A 16,635-nucleotide genomic window follows, 5' to 3' on the forward strand; every position below is an offset into this window, starting at 1 on the left:
CGCTCCGTCGAGGTCAAGAGGCGGGGAGCGCGTGCAGCGTCTTCAGCGGTCGCTCGAGGTGGTACTCGGCGTACTTCCTGAGCGCTTGCGTCATCGCCAGCGTCGTCCGAGCATCCGCGGCCTGTCCGAAGTCCGAGCTCAACAGGCGCGACATCAGCTCGATGTCTGCGGTGGCCATACGCACGGAGTCACCGGCTTCGTGCCAGCAGGTCTCGCAGATCGCGCCCCCGAGCGCCGGGCTGAACGCGCCCAACACCGCGTCTTCCCCGCAACCGGAGCAAGAGGTCAGCTGCGGGTGGTAGCCGGAGATGGAAAGGAGCTTGACCAGGAACGAGGGCACCACGTTCGGCCGCCCCTCTGCGAGCGCTTGAAGGCCACCGATCAACAGCGCGTACGTGGGAAAGGCCCGCTCGCGGTCGGGGGTGATCTTCTCGACCACATCGAGCAGCGCGGCGCCCGCCCGCAGCTTCGCGTAATCGACCCTGATCTCGTCGAACGACATGAGGATGTCGGCCTGGGTGATCGTGTCGAGGTTGCGGCCCTTGTAGATGATCAGCTCGGCGCGAGTGAACGGCTCGAGCCGGGCGCCGAAGCGGCTCTTGGTCTTGCGGATGCCTTTGGCGACCGCCCGCACCTTCCCGTTAGCCCGCGTGAAGACGGTGACGATGCGATCGGCCTCGCCGAGCTTGATCGTCTTGAGGACGACGCCCTCGTCCTTGTAGATGTGCGGCATGAGACCCCTGACGCTAGAACGACCAACCTCATTCGGCTGGGATTACGGGCCGATCTGGCACTCGCCACCCTCGGCGAAACGCGAGCGACGCGCCGGATTGTCGTGATCGACCGGCACGAGTACGGTGTCTAGCCGTTCAAGTCGTGCTCGATCCCTGGCCGGTGCCTCCCGGGAGCGTAGTCAATACAGCCGCCTTGGCTCGCACTGTCCGGGTTGGATCGGCAGGTTCCGGCGTCTTCGAAGCTGCTGATCGCCCGCCATTCGTATCTCTTGACAGCTCGGCCCAGGAAACGCTTCGGGAAACGAACCCTCACCGACCGCCGCGTGGGTCGGCTTACGTCGACCCGACCGATGAACTCCCCCGGGCCATGGGTGCCGAAGGTGGTCATCCGAGCGTGCAGACCCCTCTCCTCCGAATAGTCGATCCGTAGGTACCGGTCGTCGTCGAGCGAGCTCTCACGTCGGTCGAACAGAAGAGCTATCCAAGACGAGTCATCTCTCAGGTCCGGATTACGCCATTCCTCGTACATCCGCAGCGTATGGACCAGCCGCGTCCCGTGATGGCCGTGAGAGACGGCCTTGATATCTAGGGGGCCGCTCGTTGCCTCTCCGTCGGCCCTCTTCGCCGTGTCGGCAGCCGCGGGCGAGCCGACCAGAAGAAGCGCCAGCAACACGAATAGGACACGTTTCCACATGATCGTGGATTCTAGTGGCGGCGCGGGTCGTTGTGAGGGTGAGACCCCGGACGGGCCTAGGAGATCCCGATCCGGAGGTTGCGCGGCTTCTTCTCGCCGTCGACCTCGTCGAGATCGAACGTGACTCGCTGACCCGGACGCAGGAAACGGAACATCCCACCCTCGAGCGACCTCGCGTCGATCGCGAACTCGGTCTGGCCGTCGTCGGCGAGCAGCGTGCCGGTCTTCGTCAGTGAGTCGTACAGCTTGACGGTGGCTTGCGGCATCGGGTTCATGACCTCACTCGTTGTGGGGCCACAGCGGCCCGCGCACGGCCCAGAACAATATCGCCCCGAACAGCGCCAGCACCGCTAGGTCCGCGCCCAGCGACGCGGCCACGCGGCCGTCGAGCCCCGGCTTCAGGGCGTCGACCGCATACGTCGACGGCAACACCACCCGCAGCGGTGAGATCCAACCGGGCAACTTGTCCTCCGGCAAGATGCCGAGGAAGAGCACCGCCATCATCGCGAGGTTCGAGTACATACCGGCGAGTTGCTCATCGGGCGCGCCGAAGCCGATCATCAGACCGATCCCAGCCAAGGCGAAGGACCCCAGTGCCCACACCGGAACGACGACCCACAGCGCGACCAACGACAGGTCGAACAGCGCCGCGCCGACAAGCACGACGATGATCGTGCCGGGTAGAGAGAAGACCGCGAACGACAGCAGCACGGCGGCCACCACAGCCCCGCGCGAGACCGGCAGGGTCGAGTAGAAGTCGATCGCGCGCGTCTCTTTCAGCGTCGCCATCCGTTGCGCCAGCATCACGATGGCCGTCATCGCGATCGCGAGCACCACCGAGCCCGCCACGATCTGTTGTCCGAACTCCCGCACCTGTTCGGCCTCCATCACCGCGCGCATCAGAACCGCTATCCCGAGCGGCATCACGGACGACACGATCAGGTACGGCCGCCACGACGTGCGAAGGCGTGACATCTGGATCGAGAGCAACACCCGGAACCGGTCCCAACGGCCGCTCGCCCGGGTCATGCTCGTTCCTCGTCGTCGCCCAGGGAGTGCCCGCTGACCTCGAGGTAGACGTCTTCCAACGTGGGAGTCACCAGCCGCGCGTCCTCCAAAGCTTGAGGCCCCGAAGACGCCATCACCTTCTCGAGGATCGCGATCGCGTCTTCCGCAGGGGTCCAGCCGCTGATCCGGCGGTTCTCGATCTTTGCCGATGGTCCCAGCAACGACGCGACCGACGCCGCGTCCGCGCCGCCGTCTTCCGCAAGGACCACCTCGATCCGGGTCCGGTGCGCGAGCCCACTCTTCAGCTCTGCGGGCGTGCCCGCGGCCGCGACCTTCCCGTGATCGAGGATCGCAACCCGGTCGAGCACGTGCTCTGCCTCGGCCACGTCGTGCGTCACGAGGATCATCGCGGCCCCCGCGCGGCACCTCTCCGCCAGCAGCTCCCAGATGCGCCGGCGGAGCCGGGGGTCGATGTCGGCGGTCGGCTCGTCGAGGATGAGAACCGGCAGGCGCCCGACCAGCGTCATCGCGATCTGCACCAACCGCCGCTGCCCGCCCGAGAGCTTCCGGAGCTGCCTGGTGGCGAGGGGGCCGAGGTCGAGCGCCTCGGTCAGCTGCTTCGTCTCGGAGCCGGCCGTCGCACGACCGCACCCGCGCAGCATCCCGGTCCACATGATCGCCTCGGAGACCTTCAGCTCCCCCAGCGCGAGGGATCCCTGCGGCAGGTAGGCGACGGCACGCCCGACGCGCGGGTCCCCGCCCTTACCTCCCTGCAGCGGGTCCCCGAAGAGCCTGATCTGGCCCGACGTCGGCGCCAGCAGCCCGACCAGCTGACGAACCAACGTGGTCTTGCCGGCGCCGTTCGAGCCGAGGAGGCCGAACGCCTCGCCCGGCTGGACGACGAAGTCGATGCCGTCGTTCGCCACGACCTGGGGCTTCCTGTAGACCTTTCGGAGGTTGCGGACCTCGTAAGCAGCGTGGCGGCCCATCAGCTGTGCCCGACGAACCCGAGGCGTTCCAGAGCGTGGGCGCGCCGCTGCCAGTCCTTCTCGACCTTGGCCCGCAGCTCGAGAAAGACTTTGCGGCCGAACAGCAGCTCCATCTCTTCGCGCGCCTCGGTGCCGGCAGCCTTGATCGTGGCGCCTCCCTTGCCGATGACTATGCCCTTCTGTGAGTCTCGCTCGACGAAGATCGTCGCCCGGATCTCGAGCAGGCCGTCCTCGCGCTCCTCATACTCCTCCGTGACAACGGCGATCGAGTGCGGGACCTCCTCTCTCGTCCGCGTGAGCAGCTTCTCTCGCACTAGCTCCGCTACGAAAGCCGGAGGAGGTTGGTCGGTCCTGGTGCCCGGCGGGTAGTACATGGGCCCCTCCGGCATCCTCGCCACGACCAGTTCGCGGAGCAGATCGATCCCCTCGCCCGTCTTGGCCGCTATCGGGACGAACTCGTCGTAGTCGCCGAGCTCGGAGGCGGCCGCCAACGACGCCGCGATCGCGTCGCGCGACATGAGGTCGATCTTGTTCACGATCAGGAACGACGGACAGCTGGCTGCACGAAGGTCCTGCGCGACCCGGGCATCACCGCTTCCGACCCCGGAGCTGCCGTCAACGACGAGCAACGCAAGCTCGACGTCCGACCACGCCGCGCGCACCACGTCGTTGAGGCGCGACCCGAGCAGCGTGCGCGGCTTGTGATAGCCGGGGGTGTCGATCAGCACCACCTGACACGCAGGCGTGTTCACAATGCCGCGGACCGCGCTGCGCGTCGTCTGGGGCTTGTCCGACGTGATCGCGACCTTGTCGCCGACGAGCGCATTCACGAGGGTGGATTTGCCGACGTTCGGGCGCCCGACGACGGCGACAAAACCCGATCTGAACCCGTCCATCACCCGGCTTCGGCGGGCTCGGCGTCTCCCGGGAGTTTCTTGATGACGACCTTTTGGATCCGACGTCCGGTGACGCGCTCGGTCCGGAACTCGATCGAGTCGAACTTCACTTTCTCGCCCACGACCGGGACCCGTCCGGTCAAACCGAAGACGAGGCCCCCGACGGTGTCCCATTCCTCGTGGGGAAGCTCGACGCCCAACAGGTCGTTCACCTCGTCGATCGGCATCTTCGCGTCGACGCGGATGGTCTCGTCGTCGATCGGCTCGACCAGCGGCTCCTCGTTGTCGTACTCGTCGACGATCTCCCCGACGATCTCTTCGATCAGGTCTTCGATGGTGACGAGCCCCGCGGTGCCTCCGTACTCGTCCACGACTATGGCCATGTGAACGTGTTGGGTCTGCATCTCGCGCAGCAGCTCGGACACCTTCTTCTGTTCGGGGATGAAGGTCGGGGCGCGGCCGAGGCTGGACACCTTGGCGCGGTTGCGCACCTCCGGCACCCGTTTCAGAAGATCCTTCGCGTACAGGAGGCCCACGATGTTGTCGGTGTCGCCCTCATACAGAGGGATACGCGAATACCCAGCGTCCACGATCGTCTTCAAGGCTTCGTCGAAGCCGGCATCTGACGGCAGCGTGACCATGTCCGGACGCGGAACCATCACCTCTCGGACAACGGTGTCGCCGAACTCGAACACCGAGTGGATGAGCTCGCGCTCGTCCTCTTCGATCTCCTGCTCCTCCTCCGCCACATCGACCATGTGGCGGATCTCGTCCTCCGTCACGAACGGCCCCTTCGGGAGACCGTGGCCGGGCAGGAGGACCATCATGGCGTTCGAGATCCAGATCAGGACCTTCCCCAGAGGCCTGAGAACCCGTCCGATCCACAGCACCGGGCGCGCCATGATCAGCGCGGCGCGATCCGTCCGCTGCACCGTGAACGTCTTCGGAACCACCTCGGCGAAAACGAAGATCGCGAGCGTCATCACCACGGCGGCGACGACCTCACCGCCGTCGTCGAAGATCCTCGTCGCAAGGATGGTGGCCATCACGGTCGCCGTGATGTGACTGAGCAACGTCAGCAGCAGGACCACGTTGAGGAATGGAGCGGGATCCTCGACTATGCGCACGAGGGCTGCGCCCCCCTTACGTCTGTCCTGCGCGAGGTGGTGAGCCTTCGCACGCCCCACCCGGCTGATGGCAGTCTCGGCCATCGCGGCGAAGGCCGCGAAGAGCAGCAGGCAACCGATCAACACACCTAAGCCGGCGTTGCCCATCAGGACGCGGACGCATGGAAGGCCGCCAGGATCTCTCGCTGGCGCGCATCCATCCGCGCTTTCTCCTCCTCTTCGTCGTGGTCGTAGCCGAGCAGGTGAAGCGTCCCGTGAACGAGGAGCGTCTCGAGCTCGGCGGCGACGTCGTGACCGATCTTGGCTGCGTTCGAGCTGGCGACGTCGGGACAGATCACGACGTCACCCAACAACAACGAGCTGTCTTCGTCCTCCATCATCGGGAACGAGAGAACGTCGGTCGCGTAGTCGTCACCCGCGAACCTGGCGTTCAAACGCCGGATGTGATCGCGCGTCACGAGCAAGACCGACAGCTCTGCGGCATCGTCTACGTCTTCCGCTTGCAGAACGTGTTGTGCAAGCGCGGAGAGCTTGGTCTCGTCGACCTCTAGCTCCTGCTCGTTCGCCACGAATACGTCCACGGTCACAGTCAGAAGGGCTCTAGCCGGCCTGATGTTTCTTCGTCTCTTCCGCGTACATGCGGTAGGCCTCGACGATGTCCTGCACGATCTTGTGGCGGACGACGTCCCGTGCGTGCAGGTGAGTGAAGTCGACGCCAGAGATCTCTTCCAGGATCTCTTCGACCACCACGAGCCCTGACCTCGCGCCGCTGGGGAGGTCGATCTGAGTGATGTCTCCGGTCACCACCGCCTTGGACCCGAAGCCGAGCCGCGTCAAGAACATCTTCATCTGCTCGGGCGTCGTGTTCTGCGCCTCGTCGAGGATGATGAAGGCGTCGTTCAGCGTGCGGCCGCGCATGAAGGCGAGCGGCGCGATCTCGATCGTCCCGCGCTCGATGTAGCGGTTGAAGGTCTCGGGCTCGAGCATCTCGTACAGGGCGTCGTAGAGCGGTCTCAGGTACGGATCGATCTTCGCCGCGAGGTCGCCGGGGAGGAAGCCCAGACGCTCGCCCGCCTCGACCGCGGGTCGCGTCAACACGATGCGCGAGACCTCTCCGGATTTCAGCGCCCGGATAGCCATCGCCACGGCGAGGTAGGTCTTGCCGCTGCCCGCGGGGCCGATCCCGAACACCAGCGTGTTCTTGCGGATCGAGTCCACGTACGCTTTCTGTCCGACCGTCTTCGGCCGGATCGGTTTGCCGATGTGGGTGACCACGACGGTGTCGCCGAGCACGTCTGACGGCAGCCCCGCATCGGGAGCCTTGATGATCTCGATCGAGCGGTCCACGGCCTCGCGGGTCAGCACCTGGCCCTGGTCGAGGAGGTTCAGGAGCTCCTCGAATAGCTTCGAGACGCGCTCGGTCTCGGCGATGTCGCCGGAGAGGACGATCTCGTTGCCCCGCACGACGATCCGGGTGGCGAAAGCCGCCTCGATGATCTTGAGGAGCTCATCCCTCGCACCGACGAGCCGCACCATGTCGTGGTGGCCCGGGACGAGGATCTTTACCTGCGTCTGTGTCGTCATATATGGCTGAACGTCAGTCTACCTGCGGATATGCCCGCAGGGCGGTGCGGCCGCTGCCGTCGGGTCAGCCGGGCGGCCAGTCCATCCGGCGACCGCCCATGACGTGGAAGTGCAGGTGTCCGACGGTTTGACCGCCGTCGGCGCCCACGTTGGTCACCAGCCTCCATCCGGGCGCCAGATCCGCCCACGCCACGACCGCATTGACCGCGTCGAAGAGGTGGCCCAGCAGGTCTGCCTGCTCGGACCCCAGCTCGTTCGCGGAGGTCAGGTGCAGCTTTGGGATGACCAGCACGTGTGTGGGCGCCGCCGGGTTGATGTCCTTGAAGGCGAGCACCTCCGACGACTCGTGCACCACGTCGGCGTCGATCTCTTTCGAGACGATCTTGCAGAACAAACAGTCGGGCACGGTTCCTCTACCTCCTGATGACGTTCAACACGCGGCCACCCCTGATGCCGTCGGCCCGCACCTCGTGGCCTTCCAGCTCCACGAGAGAACCGAGGAGCCCGTGCCCCTCGAACCACACCCGGACGAAGTCATCGGTCTGGCCGGAGCAGACGTGCGCCCCGTCGACCTCTCTCTCGTCCTCTACCAGGACCTCGATCGGACGATACAGATGCTCGGCTAGGAACCGCGCGCGGATCTCGTTGCCGAGGTCGATCAGCCTCTTCGATCGGTCCTTCTTCACATCCGGGTGGATCTCATCCGGCAACGACGCCGCCGCGGTCCCGGGACGCACGGAGTATCGGAAGACGTGCAGCTTCGAGAAGCCGACCTCGCGCACTACCTGCAGTGTCGCCTCGAACGCATCGTCGGTCTCTCCGGGAAACCCCACGATGATGTCGGTCGCAAGCGCCAGCCCCGGGAGTCCCTCTTGCGCCCGCCGGATCGAGTCCATGTATCCCGCGATGTCGTACGGCCGATGCATGGCGTTCAGAACGCCGTCATGTCCCGCCTGAAGAGGAACGTGGAGGAAGCGACACATCCGCGGCTCGCCAGCCATGAACGCCAGCACGTCATCGGTGAGGTGCTGCGACAGTATCGACGACAGCCGGACTCGCCACACACCCTCGATCTGCAACAACCTCTGGAACAAGCGGATCAACGACATCTCGTCTCCGCCGCTGTCGTAGGTGTACTTGCCCAGATGAACGCCGGTTAGCACGAGCTCGCGAGCGCCCGCCGCCACCTTCGCCTTTGCTTCTGCCACGAGCGCGTCCTCGTTCAGGCTGCGCAGCGGGCCGCGCGTCTTCGGGATGATGCAGAAGGTGCACCACTCGTCACATCCGGTCTGCACCTTCAGGTTCGCGCGCACCCGGAACGGCAGCTGCGGCGCCGTTAACCCGCCGATCTGGAGCACCGGCTGCACCACCGTCGACGCACCGAGAGCGTCCGCGAACCTCTCCTTCTCGTCGTTGCCGAGAACGAGGTCGACCCCCTCGATCGCCCGAACCTCTTCCGGGTCCGACACCGCGTAGCAACCGACGACCACGACCTTGGCATCGGGGTTGTTCCGTGTGGCACGGCGGATCGCCGAGCGCGACGCCTTGGTCGCCTCACGCGTCACGGTGCAGGTATTGACCACCACCACATCGGCGCTCTCTCCGTCGCCGGCGATGCTCAGTCCGCAGCCGGCCAGCTCCTCGGCCATCGAGTCCGACTCCGCCTGGTTCAGGCGGCAGCCGAGCGTGGTGAACGCGACCGTCTGCGACATCAGGCGAACCTATAGCGTGCACAGATGCTGTTCGAATCGCATCTAGCGGACGGCCGCCGCGTTCTGTTCCGACCGATCGAGCCCGGCGACAAGGAGCTGCTGGCGGACGGGTTCCGGCGCCTGTCGCCGCAATCTCGCTACCGCAGGTTCTTCCGATCGATCGATCACCTATCCGAGGCACAGCTGCGGTACCTGACGGAGGTCGACCAGAAAGACCACGTTGCCTGGGTTGCGGTCCTACCGGACGAGCCGAACGAAACGGGCGCGGGCGTCGCCCGCTGGATACGTCTCGCCGACGAACCGGGATCGGCTGAGGGCGCGGTCACCGTCGTGGACGAGCTACAAGGGCTCGGCATCGGCAAGACCTTGCTTCACCTCCTGGCGCATATTGCGATCGAGCAGGGGATCCGCTCGTTCAAGGCGTGGGTGCTGGGAGACAACCAGCAGGTCCAAACAATGCTGAAGGGGATCGGCGCGACCCCCGGCGCGTGGGAAGGCGGAGTCTTGGAGATGACGATCCCGTTGCCCGCCGACCCCGCACAGCTAGAAGCGACGCCTGCGCCGTTGATCCTGAAAGCGGTGGCCGCCGGCCAGCTGGAGGGACGAGCGGCGACCGAGGCAGGGCGGACCCATCTTTCGACCCCAGACGAAGCGCATCGACCCTCGTCGTAAGAAACGGGAACGGTTCCGCGTGGGGCGCCGCCGCCCGGCCTACCCGATCAACCCGTAGTGGTACAGGAGAGCTGACGTCGCAATCACCGGAGCGTTCTCGGTCCGGAGGATCTGGGGGCCGAGCGACACCAGCTGCGCGCCGGCGTCGGCGAGCTGCTCTGCCTCCTGGGCAGCTAGGCCCCCTTCGGGACCAACGATCAACGCCACGCGATCGGCGTGTCCCGCGAGCGCGGTTCGCAGCGGTAGCAAGGCTTCTTCCCACAGTGCGATCACCAACGGCTCTTGCGCGAGCCGTCGCAGCAACTCGGTCCACGACACGCCCGCGCGGGCGTGGATCGTGTACGGGTTCCGCGACTGCTTCGCAGCCGAGCGTGCGATCGCAGCCCACCTGTCGTTGAGCCGGTCCACCTTCGCCTTGTCCCAGCGGACGACCGAACGCGCCGACTCGTATGCCCACAGCTCCGCGATCCCCAGCTCGGCGAGGCGCTCCACGACGTCGTCCAGCTTGTGGCCTTTGGCAGCCCCCTGATAGACGACGATCTCGGGACGCGGCCGGCGCCGCTCCTCACGATCGAGGACTTCGGCCACCAGACGATCGTCGTCGACGCGCGCCGCCGCGCATATCGCCACGACGCCGCAACCATCGGTCACAGCGATGACGTCGGGAGGCGCGATCCTCAGCACGCGCAGAGCGTGGCGCGACTCGTCCGGCGGAAGCACGACCTCCCGCTCGCCCCAGGACCCCTGCGGCGCGAAGAACCACGGCGCCGCCTTCATCGTCTAGTGCTACTCCGCTGTCGGTTGGCTCACTGGAAGGCCTCTTTGATCTTGTCGAAGAGGCCGCGCTGACCGGTCCTCTCGCCGCGCAGCTTGGCGAAGCGCTCGAGCAGGTCGACCTCTTCGTCGGTCAGGTGCGTCGGCGTCTCCACCTTCAAGAGACCCACAAGCTCACCGCGGCCTCGCCCGCCCAGGCGCGGCATCCCGCGCCCTCGCAGGCGTACCACCTCGCCGGACTGCGTCCCGGGTTGGATCTCTATCGGCTCGGGCTCCTCCAGCGTCGGCATCTCCACGCTCCCACCGAGAGCGGCAACCGTCATCGGGACGGAGACCTCGCACGCCAGGTCCTCGCCGGCGCGGCGGAAGACGTCGTGGGGCAAGACGTTGATCGCGACATATAGGTCGCCCGAGCGACCGCCGCGTAAGCCTGCCTCGCCGCGACCGGACACCCGCAGTTGAGCCCCGTCGTCGACCCCCGGCGGTATCTGGACCGTCAGGGTGTCGGTGACCTGCACGCGGCCGCGGCCTGAGCAGTTGCCGCAGGGGCTGGTGATCTCCTCACCCCGGCCCCCGCAGCGCGGACATGGGGCTGCGGTCATCACGTTTCCGAAGACGGTTCGGCGAACCTGACGCGCCTCGCCGGTACCACCGCACGTCGAACACCGGGTCGGGAAGGTCCCGCGCTCCGAACCGCTGCCGGCGCAGGCCTCGCACGCGATGAGCGTCGTCACCTCGACGTCGCGCTCGACACCAACCGCGGCTTCCTCGAGCGTCAGCTCTACCTCCGCGAGCACGTCGGCACCCCGGCCCGGCCCGCGGCGCGCGGACCCCTGAGCACCGCCGCCGAAGAACGTCGAGAAGAGATCGGAGATGCCGCCGAAGTCCGAAAATCCTGCCGCTCCTGCTCGCTCGTCGCCGAACGTGTCGTAGTTCGACCGCTTCTGGGGATCCGAAAGGACCTCGTAAGCGCGATTGACCTCCTTGAAGTGCTCGGCGGCCTCCTCGTTGCCCGGGTTCGCGTCGGGGTGATACTGCCGCGCTAGCTTCCTGTAAGCGCGCTTTATCTCGTCCGGCGATGCGTCGCGGGTGACACCGAGGGTGGCGTAGTGGTCGGGCATCGTCTGAGGGTTAGATGCCGAGGCTCGACAGCATCCGCCCGAGGTTGGACGCTACCTCGTGAACCGCGGAGATCGTGCGGCGGTAATCCATCCGGGTGGGCCCGACCACGCCGAGCGATCCCAGCGGCTGGTCGTCGGTCCCGTAGCGGGCGGTGACGACGGTGCAGGCTTGCATCTCCTCGAGCGTGTTCTCGCGTCCGATCCGCACGGACACCTGATCGGGCGACAGCGCGTCCGCGAGGACCTCCAGCAGCAGCCGCCGGTGCTCGAGCGCGCCGATCACCTGACGGACGGTCTCGAGGTCCGCGAACTTCCCCTCGTGGACGATGTTCGAGGTCCCGTCGAGGAACATCCTTTCCGCCTCGTGATGCTTCAGGTCCTCCTGCAGCGCACGAGACACCTGATGGGCAACGTCTCGCAGCTCGAGCGGAAAGTTCTCATGAGCGGATGCGATCTTCTCGGGGGCCGAATCGAGCGGCTCGTCGACGATCAGGCGGTTGAGCATCTCGGCGGCGCGATCTAGTTGGACCTCGTCCACCGACTCCGGAACCAACACGATGTGGTTCTCGACCCGGCCCGTGTTCGTGACCAGGACGACCATCGCGCGGCTGCCGGCGAGCGGGACGAGCTCGACGTGGCGGACGACGCTCCGCTCCAACGCGGGCGCGAAGACGACCGCCGCATGGTCGGTGATCCCGGACAGTAGCGCCGCCGTCTGTCTCAGCGCGTCCTCGAGCTCGTAACGGGGCTCGCCGAAGAAGCGCTGGATCTTCCGAGCTTCGGTCGCGGGGAGCCGGAGCGGCTGGAGGCCGGAGTCGACGAAGTAGCGGTAGCCCGCGTCCGTCGGGATCCGCCCGGCCGACGTGTGCGGCTGGAAGATGTAGCCCGCCTCTTCCAGAGCGCCCATCTCGTTGCGGACGGTGGCCGGCGAAACGCCGAGCTGATAGCGCTCGACCAACGTCTTCGAGCCCACGGGCTCACCCGACGTCACGTAGTGGGTGACGATCGCTTTGAGAACCGATGCTCGCCTCTCTGCAAGGGTCCCTTCCTGAGCGGCCATGGCCACAGGATACCCCGCTGAAGCCAGATTTAGCACTCGATCGGGACGAGTGCTAACCCAGGACGGCCCCCACCGCCACCTCGTGGTCACGCCCGCTGCACACCGGGCAGGAGGGCAGGAGACCGGTGGCGAGATCGCTCTGGCACGCCGGACAGCGGCCGAAGACGTCGCCCAGGGTACGTCCGGTCATCGTGTGGGTCGCGCTCGCAAGAAGCTGACCGGTCTGCCGGCAGACCAGAACCACGTGATCGTTCGCTTCGCAGCGGTATTCGTCCGCGCCGTTGGTGGAGCCCCACCGGTCGGTGAACGTGAGACCGCAGTCGCGGCACGTGAGGTTGCCAACATAGGCCATCAGACAAGCATGGCACGGACGGCAGCTAGGAACACTCGGGCGAACTCCCCACCTGTTCGGCCGCGGCCGCAAGGGCCCTTTCGACCGCCTCTTGTGGCGAGGCGGCCTCTGTGATCGCGTGGAGGCGCTCTCCCCTGTTCGACAACTGCCAGGTGTCAATGCCGATCACCGGCTTGCCGATCTTCAGCGCGAAGCCGATCTCGGAAAGGGTCCCGTACTCGCCGGTCAGAGCGATCACGGCGTCACAGGCCCGGATCAGGAGAGCGTTGCGGACCTCACCGAGCCCGAGCGGGATCGCGACGTCGACATAGCGGTTCGCGTTAGTCCTATCTGCGGAAGGGAGCAGACCGACCGTGAGGCCACCTTCGGAGCGTGCGCCACGGCACACCGCCTCCATGACGCCGGTGAGCCCGCCGGACAAGACGACGGCGCCCTGCTGCGCGAGCAGCCGGCCTATCTCTTCGGCCCGAGAACAGGCCGGCTCCTCTTCGGCGGCGCTGCCACAGACCGCGATGTAAAGAGGTCCCGGCGACGTGCTCATGCCGCGCTGTTACAGGAGTTCGCAGACGGCTTCATTCGCGAGCAGGGTTCCCCTGTCGCTGAGGCGCAAACAGGTGCCGGCGCGCTCTACCAACCCCACTTCTTGCAGCCGGTCGAGAGTCTCGGCTCGCCTCATCAAGGACCACGTCCCGAACCTCTCTGCGAAACCCTCGAGGTCGACGCCCGCCCTCAGTCGCAGTCCCAACATCAGAGCCTCACCCGCACGTGCGTCCTCATCCAAGAGCTCGGAGCCCGCGCGGGTCGAAGCACCGGAGGCGACGGCGTCGATGAAGTCGCGCGGCAGCCTCGTCGCGCACCAGCGTTCACCTGCGACGTGCGCGTGAGCGCCGGCTCCGAAACCCAGGTAGTCGCCGGCCGACCAGTAGAGGACGTTGTGACGAGACGCGCGGCCGGGCTTACTCCAGTTGGAGATCTCGTAGCGCCAGAAACCGCCGCCGCCTAGAAGCTCATCGGCTACAGCGTGTCGCTGCGCCTGGACGTCCGGGTCCACGTCGGCGGTCCTGCCGGAGCGGACCAGGGTGCCAAGCGGTGTTCCCTCTTCCACCGTGAGCGCGTAGGCGGACACGTGCTGGACATCGCTCTCGAGGACGCCCTCTAGCGACCGCTGCCAGTCCTGCTCGTCCTCCCACGGCGACCCGTAGATGAGGTCCGCGTTGATGTCGGTGAACCCCGCGCTGCGCGCAGCATCGAGCGCCGCTAGAGCGATTCCGGGAGGATGGGTGCGGCCGAGGCCGAGAAGGACCTTCGGAACCAGCGACTGGACGCCTACCGAGATGCGCCCGAAACCCTCCTCCAGCAGCGCGGCCAGGTATGGCTCGTCGACGGTCTCGGGATTCGCCTCGACCGTCACCTCGGCGTCGGCCGACAGCCCGACGCGAGCGCGCACCGCCCGCAGGATCCGCCCGAGTTCACGCGGCTCCAGAAGCGTCGGTGTCCCTCCGCCGAAGAAGACCGACGTGGCGGGACGAGCGGCGCCGTCCCAACGCTCGATCTCGGTCACCAGCGCGTCCACGTACCCGCCGTGGAGGTCGTCTTGGCCCTCGTAGGTGTTGAAGTCGCAGTAGTGGCAGCGGTGCTTGCAGAACGGGATGTGGATGTAGATCCCGAAACCGGGATCGCTCATCCACTCGCCGCTGCGGCCCGGCGCGACCACGGGAGCCGGAAGGCTCATGAGCGCGCTCCGGCATCCAGATCGGCGTCGACGCGCAGAGCATCGATGAACGCTCCCTGCGGCACCTCGACCGCGCCGATCTGCTTCATCTTCTTCTTACCTTTCTTCTGCTGCTCGAGGAGCTTTCGCTTCCGCGTGATGTCACCGCCGTAGCACTTCGCAAGGACGTCCTTCCGCTTGGCCTTGACCGTCTCGCGCGCGATCACGCGCGAGCCGATCGCGGCTTGGATCGGGACATCGAACATCTGGCGCGGTATCAGCTTCCGTAGCCGCTCGGTCATCGTCTTGCCATAGTCGTAGGCCTTGTCTCTGTGCACGATCGTCGAGAACGCGTCGACGGGCTGTTGGTTGAGCAGCACGTCGACCCTGACGAGGTTGGACGGATACATGCCGACGGGCTCGTAATCGAGCGACGCGTACCCCTTCGTGCGGCTCTTCAGCTGGTCGAAGAAGTCGAAGATGATCTCGCCGAGCGGCATGTGGTAGCGGATCTCGACCCGCTCGGTGGAGAGATAGTGCATCTCCTTCAACTCCCCGCGACGATCTTGGCAGAGCTGCATCACGGTGCCCACGAAATCCGACGGCGTCACGACCATCACCGACACGTACGGCTCGTAGACGGCCTCGATCTTGCTGGGGTCGGGCATGTCGGTGGGGTTACGGACGATCTGTTTGTGGCCGCCGGTCAACTCGATCTCGTAGCCGACCGAGGGCGCGGTCGCTATCAGTTCGAGGTCGAACTCTCGCTCGAGTCGCTCGCGCACGATCTCCATGTGCAACAGGCCCAGGAAGCCGCAGCGGAAACCGAAGCCCAGCGCCGTAGACGACTCGGGCTCGAACACGAGTGCGGCGTCGTTCAGCTTGAGCTTGTCCAGCGCGTCGCGCAGCTCGGGGAAGTCGTCGCCTTCGATCGGGTAGATCCCGGCGAACACCATCGGCTTTGGCTCTCGGTAGCCGGGCAGCGGTCGCTCCGCGGGACCTTCGGCCGATGTGATTGTGTCGCCGACCTTCGCCAGGGACACCTCCTTGATGCCGGCGATCACGTAACCGACCTCACCGGTGTCCAGCGACTCGACCGGTTGCGCCTCGGGGGCCATGATCCCGATCTCGTCGGCCTCGGCGGCAAAGTCCGCGACCATCAACCGGATCGCCTGCCGCCGCCGGAGGCGCCCGTCCACCACCCGGACGTAGGCGATGACACCGCGGTAGGCGTCGTAAACCGAGTCGAACACCAGCGCCCTCAAAGGCGCGTCCGAGTCACCGTTCGGAGGAGGCACTTTCGAAACGATCGCTTCCAGAAGCTCCTCGACGCCCTCGCCGGTCTTCGCCGAGATGCGGAAGATGTCGGCGGGGTCGCCCCCGATCAGCGAGGCGAGCTCCGCCGCGTAGCGATCCGGCTGAGCCGCGGGAAGGTCGATCTTGTTCAGCACGGGGATGATCTCGAGCCCCGCGTCCACCGCGAGGTACAGGTTCGTCAGCGTCTGCGCCTCGATCCCCTGCGCTGCATCCACCAGAAGGAGCACGCCATCACAGGCGGCCAGAGAGCGCGAGACCTCGTAACCGAAGTCGACGTGACCGGGAGTGTCGATCAGGTTGATCTGGTACTCGTTGCCGTCCTTCGCCTGGTAGCGCATGCGCACCGCCGCGGCCTTGATCGTGATCCCGCGCTCGCGTTCGAGATCCATGCGGTCGAGGAACTGCTCGCGCATGTCACGATCCGACACCGTCCCCGTGAGCTGCAGAAGCCGGTCAGACAGCGTGCTCTTCCCGTGGTCTATGTGGGCGATGACCGCGATCGCTCGCTGGTGCGCTTGGTCCATGGGTCAACGTTAGCCGCCTGGGACGAGCCTTCCGGCTGGAGCCTCTGCTATCGTTGGAGGCCGAATCCCCCTGTAAGGAGCCCTTCACAAGCATGGCCAACATCAAGAGTCAGATCAAAAGGAACCGCCAGAGCGAGCTCGCGCGCCAGCGGAACAAGGCCGGTCGCTCGGCCCTAAAGACGCGGATCAAGAACTTCGTTCAATCGGTGGAGGCAGGCGACAAAGACGCCGCTACCGAGGCCTACAGAGAGGCTGCACGCAGCCTCGACAAAGCCGCGTCGAAGGGGATCATCCACAAGAACACCGCCGCCAACAAGAAGTCTCGGTTGGCGAAGCGTCTCAACGCCTAGGCTCGCTCCC

At 66.2% G+C, this 16,635-nt stretch carries 20 protein-coding genes; 2 read left to right on the forward strand and 18 right to left on the reverse strand.

Translation table 11 applies throughout. The annotated features are described in order from the left end of the window. Nucleotides 1–13: 13 nt before the first annotated feature. The 11 genes from recO to mtaB all read right to left on the reverse strand — a co-directional run bounded on the left by recO (nt 14) and on the right by mtaB (nt 8,744). A complete protein-coding gene (gene recO, locus M3N53_08115) occupies nt 14–733 on the reverse strand; it encodes a DNA repair protein RecO (protein ID MDP9068292.1) in 720 nt (239 codons plus the stop codon). A gap of 128 nt (nt 734–861) precedes the next feature. Then, a complete protein-coding gene (locus M3N53_08120) occupies nt 862–1,428 on the reverse strand; it encodes a hypothetical protein (GenBank protein MDP9068293.1) in 567 nt (188 codons plus the stop codon). Nucleotides 1,429–1,484: 56 nt separating this feature from the next. Then, nucleotides 1,485–1,703 carry a cold shock domain-containing protein gene (locus M3N53_08125; GenBank protein ID MDP9068294.1) on the reverse strand — a complete coding sequence of 73 codons (219 nt, stop codon included), beginning with the start codon at nt 1,701–1,703 and terminating at the stop codon, nt 1,485–1,487. Nucleotides 1,704–1,707: 4 nt separating this feature from the next. Next, a complete protein-coding gene (locus M3N53_08130; GenBank protein ID MDP9068295.1) occupies nt 1,708–2,457 on the reverse strand; it encodes an ABC transporter permease in 750 nt (249 codons plus the stop codon). Further along, complete coding sequence (locus M3N53_08135; protein MDP9068296.1) at nt 2,454–3,425, reverse strand: ABC transporter ATP-binding protein; 972 nt, start codon at nt 3,423–3,425, stop codon at nt 2,454–2,456. The genes M3N53_08130 and M3N53_08135 overlap by 4 nt, the downstream gene beginning before the upstream one ends. Then, nucleotides 3,425–4,321 (reverse strand): GTPase Era, encoded by an 897-nt coding sequence (gene era, locus M3N53_08140; GenBank protein MDP9068297.1) that lies wholly within the window; start codon nt 4,319–4,321, stop codon nt 3,425–3,427. The genes M3N53_08135 and era overlap by 1 nt, the downstream gene beginning before the upstream one ends. Next, nucleotides 4,321–5,595 (reverse strand): hemolysin family protein, encoded by a 1,275-nt coding sequence (locus tag M3N53_08145; GenBank protein ID MDP9068298.1) that lies wholly within the window; start codon nt 5,593–5,595, stop codon nt 4,321–4,323. The genes era and M3N53_08145 overlap by 1 nt, the downstream gene beginning before the upstream one ends. Further along, nucleotides 5,595–6,035: an rRNA maturation RNase YbeY gene (gene ybeY / locus M3N53_08150; GenBank protein ID MDP9068299.1), complete on the reverse strand. Its 441-nt coding sequence runs from the start codon at nt 6,033–6,035 to the stop codon at nt 5,595–5,597. The genes M3N53_08145 and ybeY overlap by 1 nt, the downstream gene beginning before the upstream one ends. 13 nt (nt 6,036–6,048) lie before the next feature. Further along, nucleotides 6,049–7,032, reverse strand: coding sequence for a PhoH family protein (locus M3N53_08155; GenBank protein MDP9068300.1), 984 nt, complete (start codon nt 7,030–7,032; stop codon nt 6,049–6,051). A gap of 64 nt (nt 7,033–7,096) precedes the next feature. After that, nucleotides 7,097–7,438 (reverse strand): histidine triad nucleotide-binding protein, encoded by a 342-nt coding sequence (locus tag M3N53_08160; GenBank protein MDP9068301.1) that lies wholly within the window; start codon nt 7,436–7,438, stop codon nt 7,097–7,099. A 7-nt stretch (nt 7,439–7,445) separates the two neighbouring features. Further along, on the reverse strand, nt 7,446–8,744 hold the full coding sequence (gene mtaB, locus M3N53_08165) for a tRNA (N(6)-L-threonylcarbamoyladenosine(37)-C(2))-methylthiotransferase MtaB (protein MDP9068302.1): 1,299 nt from the start codon (nt 8,742–8,744) through the stop codon (nt 7,446–7,448). A gap of 24 nt (nt 8,745–8,768) precedes the next feature. Between mtaB and M3N53_08170 the strand changes: the two genes are divergently transcribed. Continuing rightward, on the forward strand, nt 8,769–9,416 hold the full coding sequence (locus M3N53_08170; GenBank protein MDP9068303.1) for a GNAT family N-acetyltransferase: 648 nt from the start codon (nt 8,769–8,771) through the stop codon (nt 9,414–9,416). A gap of 39 nt (nt 9,417–9,455) precedes the next feature. Here M3N53_08170 and M3N53_08175 read toward each other — a convergent pair whose 3' ends face one another. Genes M3N53_08175 through lepA form a run of 7 tightly spaced genes read right to left on the reverse strand, consistent with a single transcriptional unit; the run spans nt 9,456 to nt 16,275 of the window. Further along, nucleotides 9,456–10,193 (reverse strand): 16S rRNA (uracil(1498)-N(3))-methyltransferase, encoded by a 738-nt coding sequence (locus M3N53_08175; protein MDP9068304.1) that lies wholly within the window; start codon nt 10,191–10,193, stop codon nt 9,456–9,458. A gap of 29 nt (nt 10,194–10,222) precedes the next feature. Further along, nucleotides 10,223–11,311 (reverse strand): molecular chaperone DnaJ, encoded by a 1,089-nt coding sequence (gene dnaJ, locus M3N53_08180; GenBank protein ID MDP9068305.1) that lies wholly within the window; start codon nt 11,309–11,311, stop codon nt 10,223–10,225. 10 nt (nt 11,312–11,321) lie between these two features. Beyond that, nucleotides 11,322–12,371, reverse strand: coding sequence for a heat-inducible transcriptional repressor HrcA (gene hrcA, locus M3N53_08185; protein ID MDP9068306.1), 1,050 nt, complete (start codon nt 12,369–12,371; stop codon nt 11,322–11,324). Between the two features lie 52 nt (nt 12,372–12,423). After that, a complete protein-coding gene (locus tag M3N53_08190; GenBank protein MDP9068307.1) occupies nt 12,424–12,723 on the reverse strand; it encodes a hypothetical protein in 300 nt (99 codons plus the stop codon). Nucleotides 12,724–12,748: 25 nt separating this feature from the next. Further along, nucleotides 12,749–13,264: a TIGR00725 family protein gene (locus M3N53_08195; protein ID MDP9068308.1), complete on the reverse strand. Its 516-nt coding sequence runs from the start codon at nt 13,262–13,264 to the stop codon at nt 12,749–12,751. A 9-nt stretch (nt 13,265–13,273) separates the two neighbouring features. Then, nucleotides 13,274–14,455 carry a radical SAM family heme chaperone HemW gene (gene hemW / locus M3N53_08200; protein ID MDP9068309.1) on the reverse strand — a complete coding sequence of 394 codons (1,182 nt, stop codon included), beginning with the start codon at nt 14,453–14,455 and terminating at the stop codon, nt 13,274–13,276. Continuing rightward, nucleotides 14,452–16,275 (reverse strand): translation elongation factor 4, encoded by a 1,824-nt coding sequence (lepA, locus tag M3N53_08205; protein ID MDP9068310.1) that lies wholly within the window; start codon nt 16,273–16,275, stop codon nt 14,452–14,454. Before lepA ends, hemW begins: the two co-directional genes overlap by 4 nt. A gap of 92 nt (nt 16,276–16,367) precedes the next feature. On the opposite strand from lepA, the gene rpsT reads away from it, so the two are divergent. Then, nucleotides 16,368–16,625, forward strand: a complete 258-nt coding sequence (gene rpsT, locus M3N53_08210) for a 30S ribosomal protein S20 (GenBank protein ID MDP9068311.1) — start codon at nt 16,368–16,370, stop codon at nt 16,623–16,625. Nucleotides 16,626–16,635: the final 10 nt, after the last annotated feature.

This window comes from Actinomycetota bacterium (genome assembly GCA_030776625.1).
GTDB lineage: Bacteria > Actinomycetota > CADDZG01 > CADDZG01 > WHSQ01 > MB1-2.

Coding starts and splice junctions, on each gene's coding strand:
- recO (MDP9068292.1), bottom strand. CDS start 733: ATGCCGCACATCTACAAGGACGAGGGCGTCGTCCTCAAGACGATCAAG.
- M3N53_08125 (MDP9068294.1), bottom strand. CDS start 1,703: ATGAACCCGATGCCGCAAGCCACCGTCAAGCTGTACGACTCACTGACG.
- M3N53_08145 (MDP9068298.1), bottom strand. CDS start 5,595: ATGGGCAACGCCGGCTTAGGTGTGTTGATCGGTTGCCTGCTGCTCTTC.
- era (MDP9068297.1), bottom strand. CDS start 4,321: ATGGACGGGTTCAGATCGGGTTTTGTCGCCGTCGTCGGGCGCCCGAAC.
- M3N53_08135 (MDP9068296.1), bottom strand. CDS start 3,425: ATGGGCCGCCACGCTGCTTACGAGGTCCGCAACCTCCGAAAGGTCTAC.
- M3N53_08130 (MDP9068295.1), bottom strand. CDS start 2,457: ATGACCCGGGCGAGCGGCCGTTGGGACCGGTTCCGGGTGTTGCTCTCG.
- M3N53_08170 (MDP9068303.1), top strand. CDS start 8,769: ATGCTGTTCGAATCGCATCTAGCGGACGGCCGCCGCGTTCTGTTCCGA.
- M3N53_08120 (MDP9068293.1), bottom strand. CDS start 1,428: ATGTGGAAACGTGTCCTATTCGTGTTGCTGGCGCTTCTTCTGGTCGGC.
- M3N53_08195 (MDP9068308.1), bottom strand. CDS start 13,264: ATGAGCACGTCGCCGGGACCTCTTTACATCGCGGTCTGTGGCAGCGCC.
- hemW (MDP9068309.1), bottom strand. CDS start 14,455: ATGAGCCTTCCGGCTCCCGTGGTCGCGCCGGGCCGCAGCGGCGAGTGG.
- dnaJ (MDP9068305.1), bottom strand. CDS start 11,311: ATGCCCGACCACTACGCCACCCTCGGTGTCACCCGCGACGCATCGCCG.
- lepA (MDP9068310.1), bottom strand. CDS start 16,275: ATGGACCAAGCGCACCAGCGAGCGATCGCGGTCATCGCCCACATAGAC.
- hrcA (MDP9068306.1), bottom strand. CDS start 12,371: ATGGCCGCTCAGGAAGGGACCCTTGCAGAGAGGCGAGCATCGGTTCTC.
- mtaB (MDP9068302.1), bottom strand. CDS start 8,744: ATGTCGCAGACGGTCGCGTTCACCACGCTCGGCTGCCGCCTGAACCAG.
- M3N53_08190 (MDP9068307.1), bottom strand. CDS start 12,723: ATGGCCTATGTTGGCAACCTCACGTGCCGCGACTGCGGTCTCACGTTC.
- M3N53_08175 (MDP9068304.1), bottom strand. CDS start 10,193: ATGAAGGCGGCGCCGTGGTTCTTCGCGCCGCAGGGGTCCTGGGGCGAG.
- rpsT (MDP9068311.1), top strand. CDS start 16,368: ATGGCCAACATCAAGAGTCAGATCAAAAGGAACCGCCAGAGCGAGCTC.
- M3N53_08155 (MDP9068300.1), bottom strand. CDS start 7,032: ATGACGACACAGACGCAGGTAAAGATCCTCGTCCCGGGCCACCACGAC.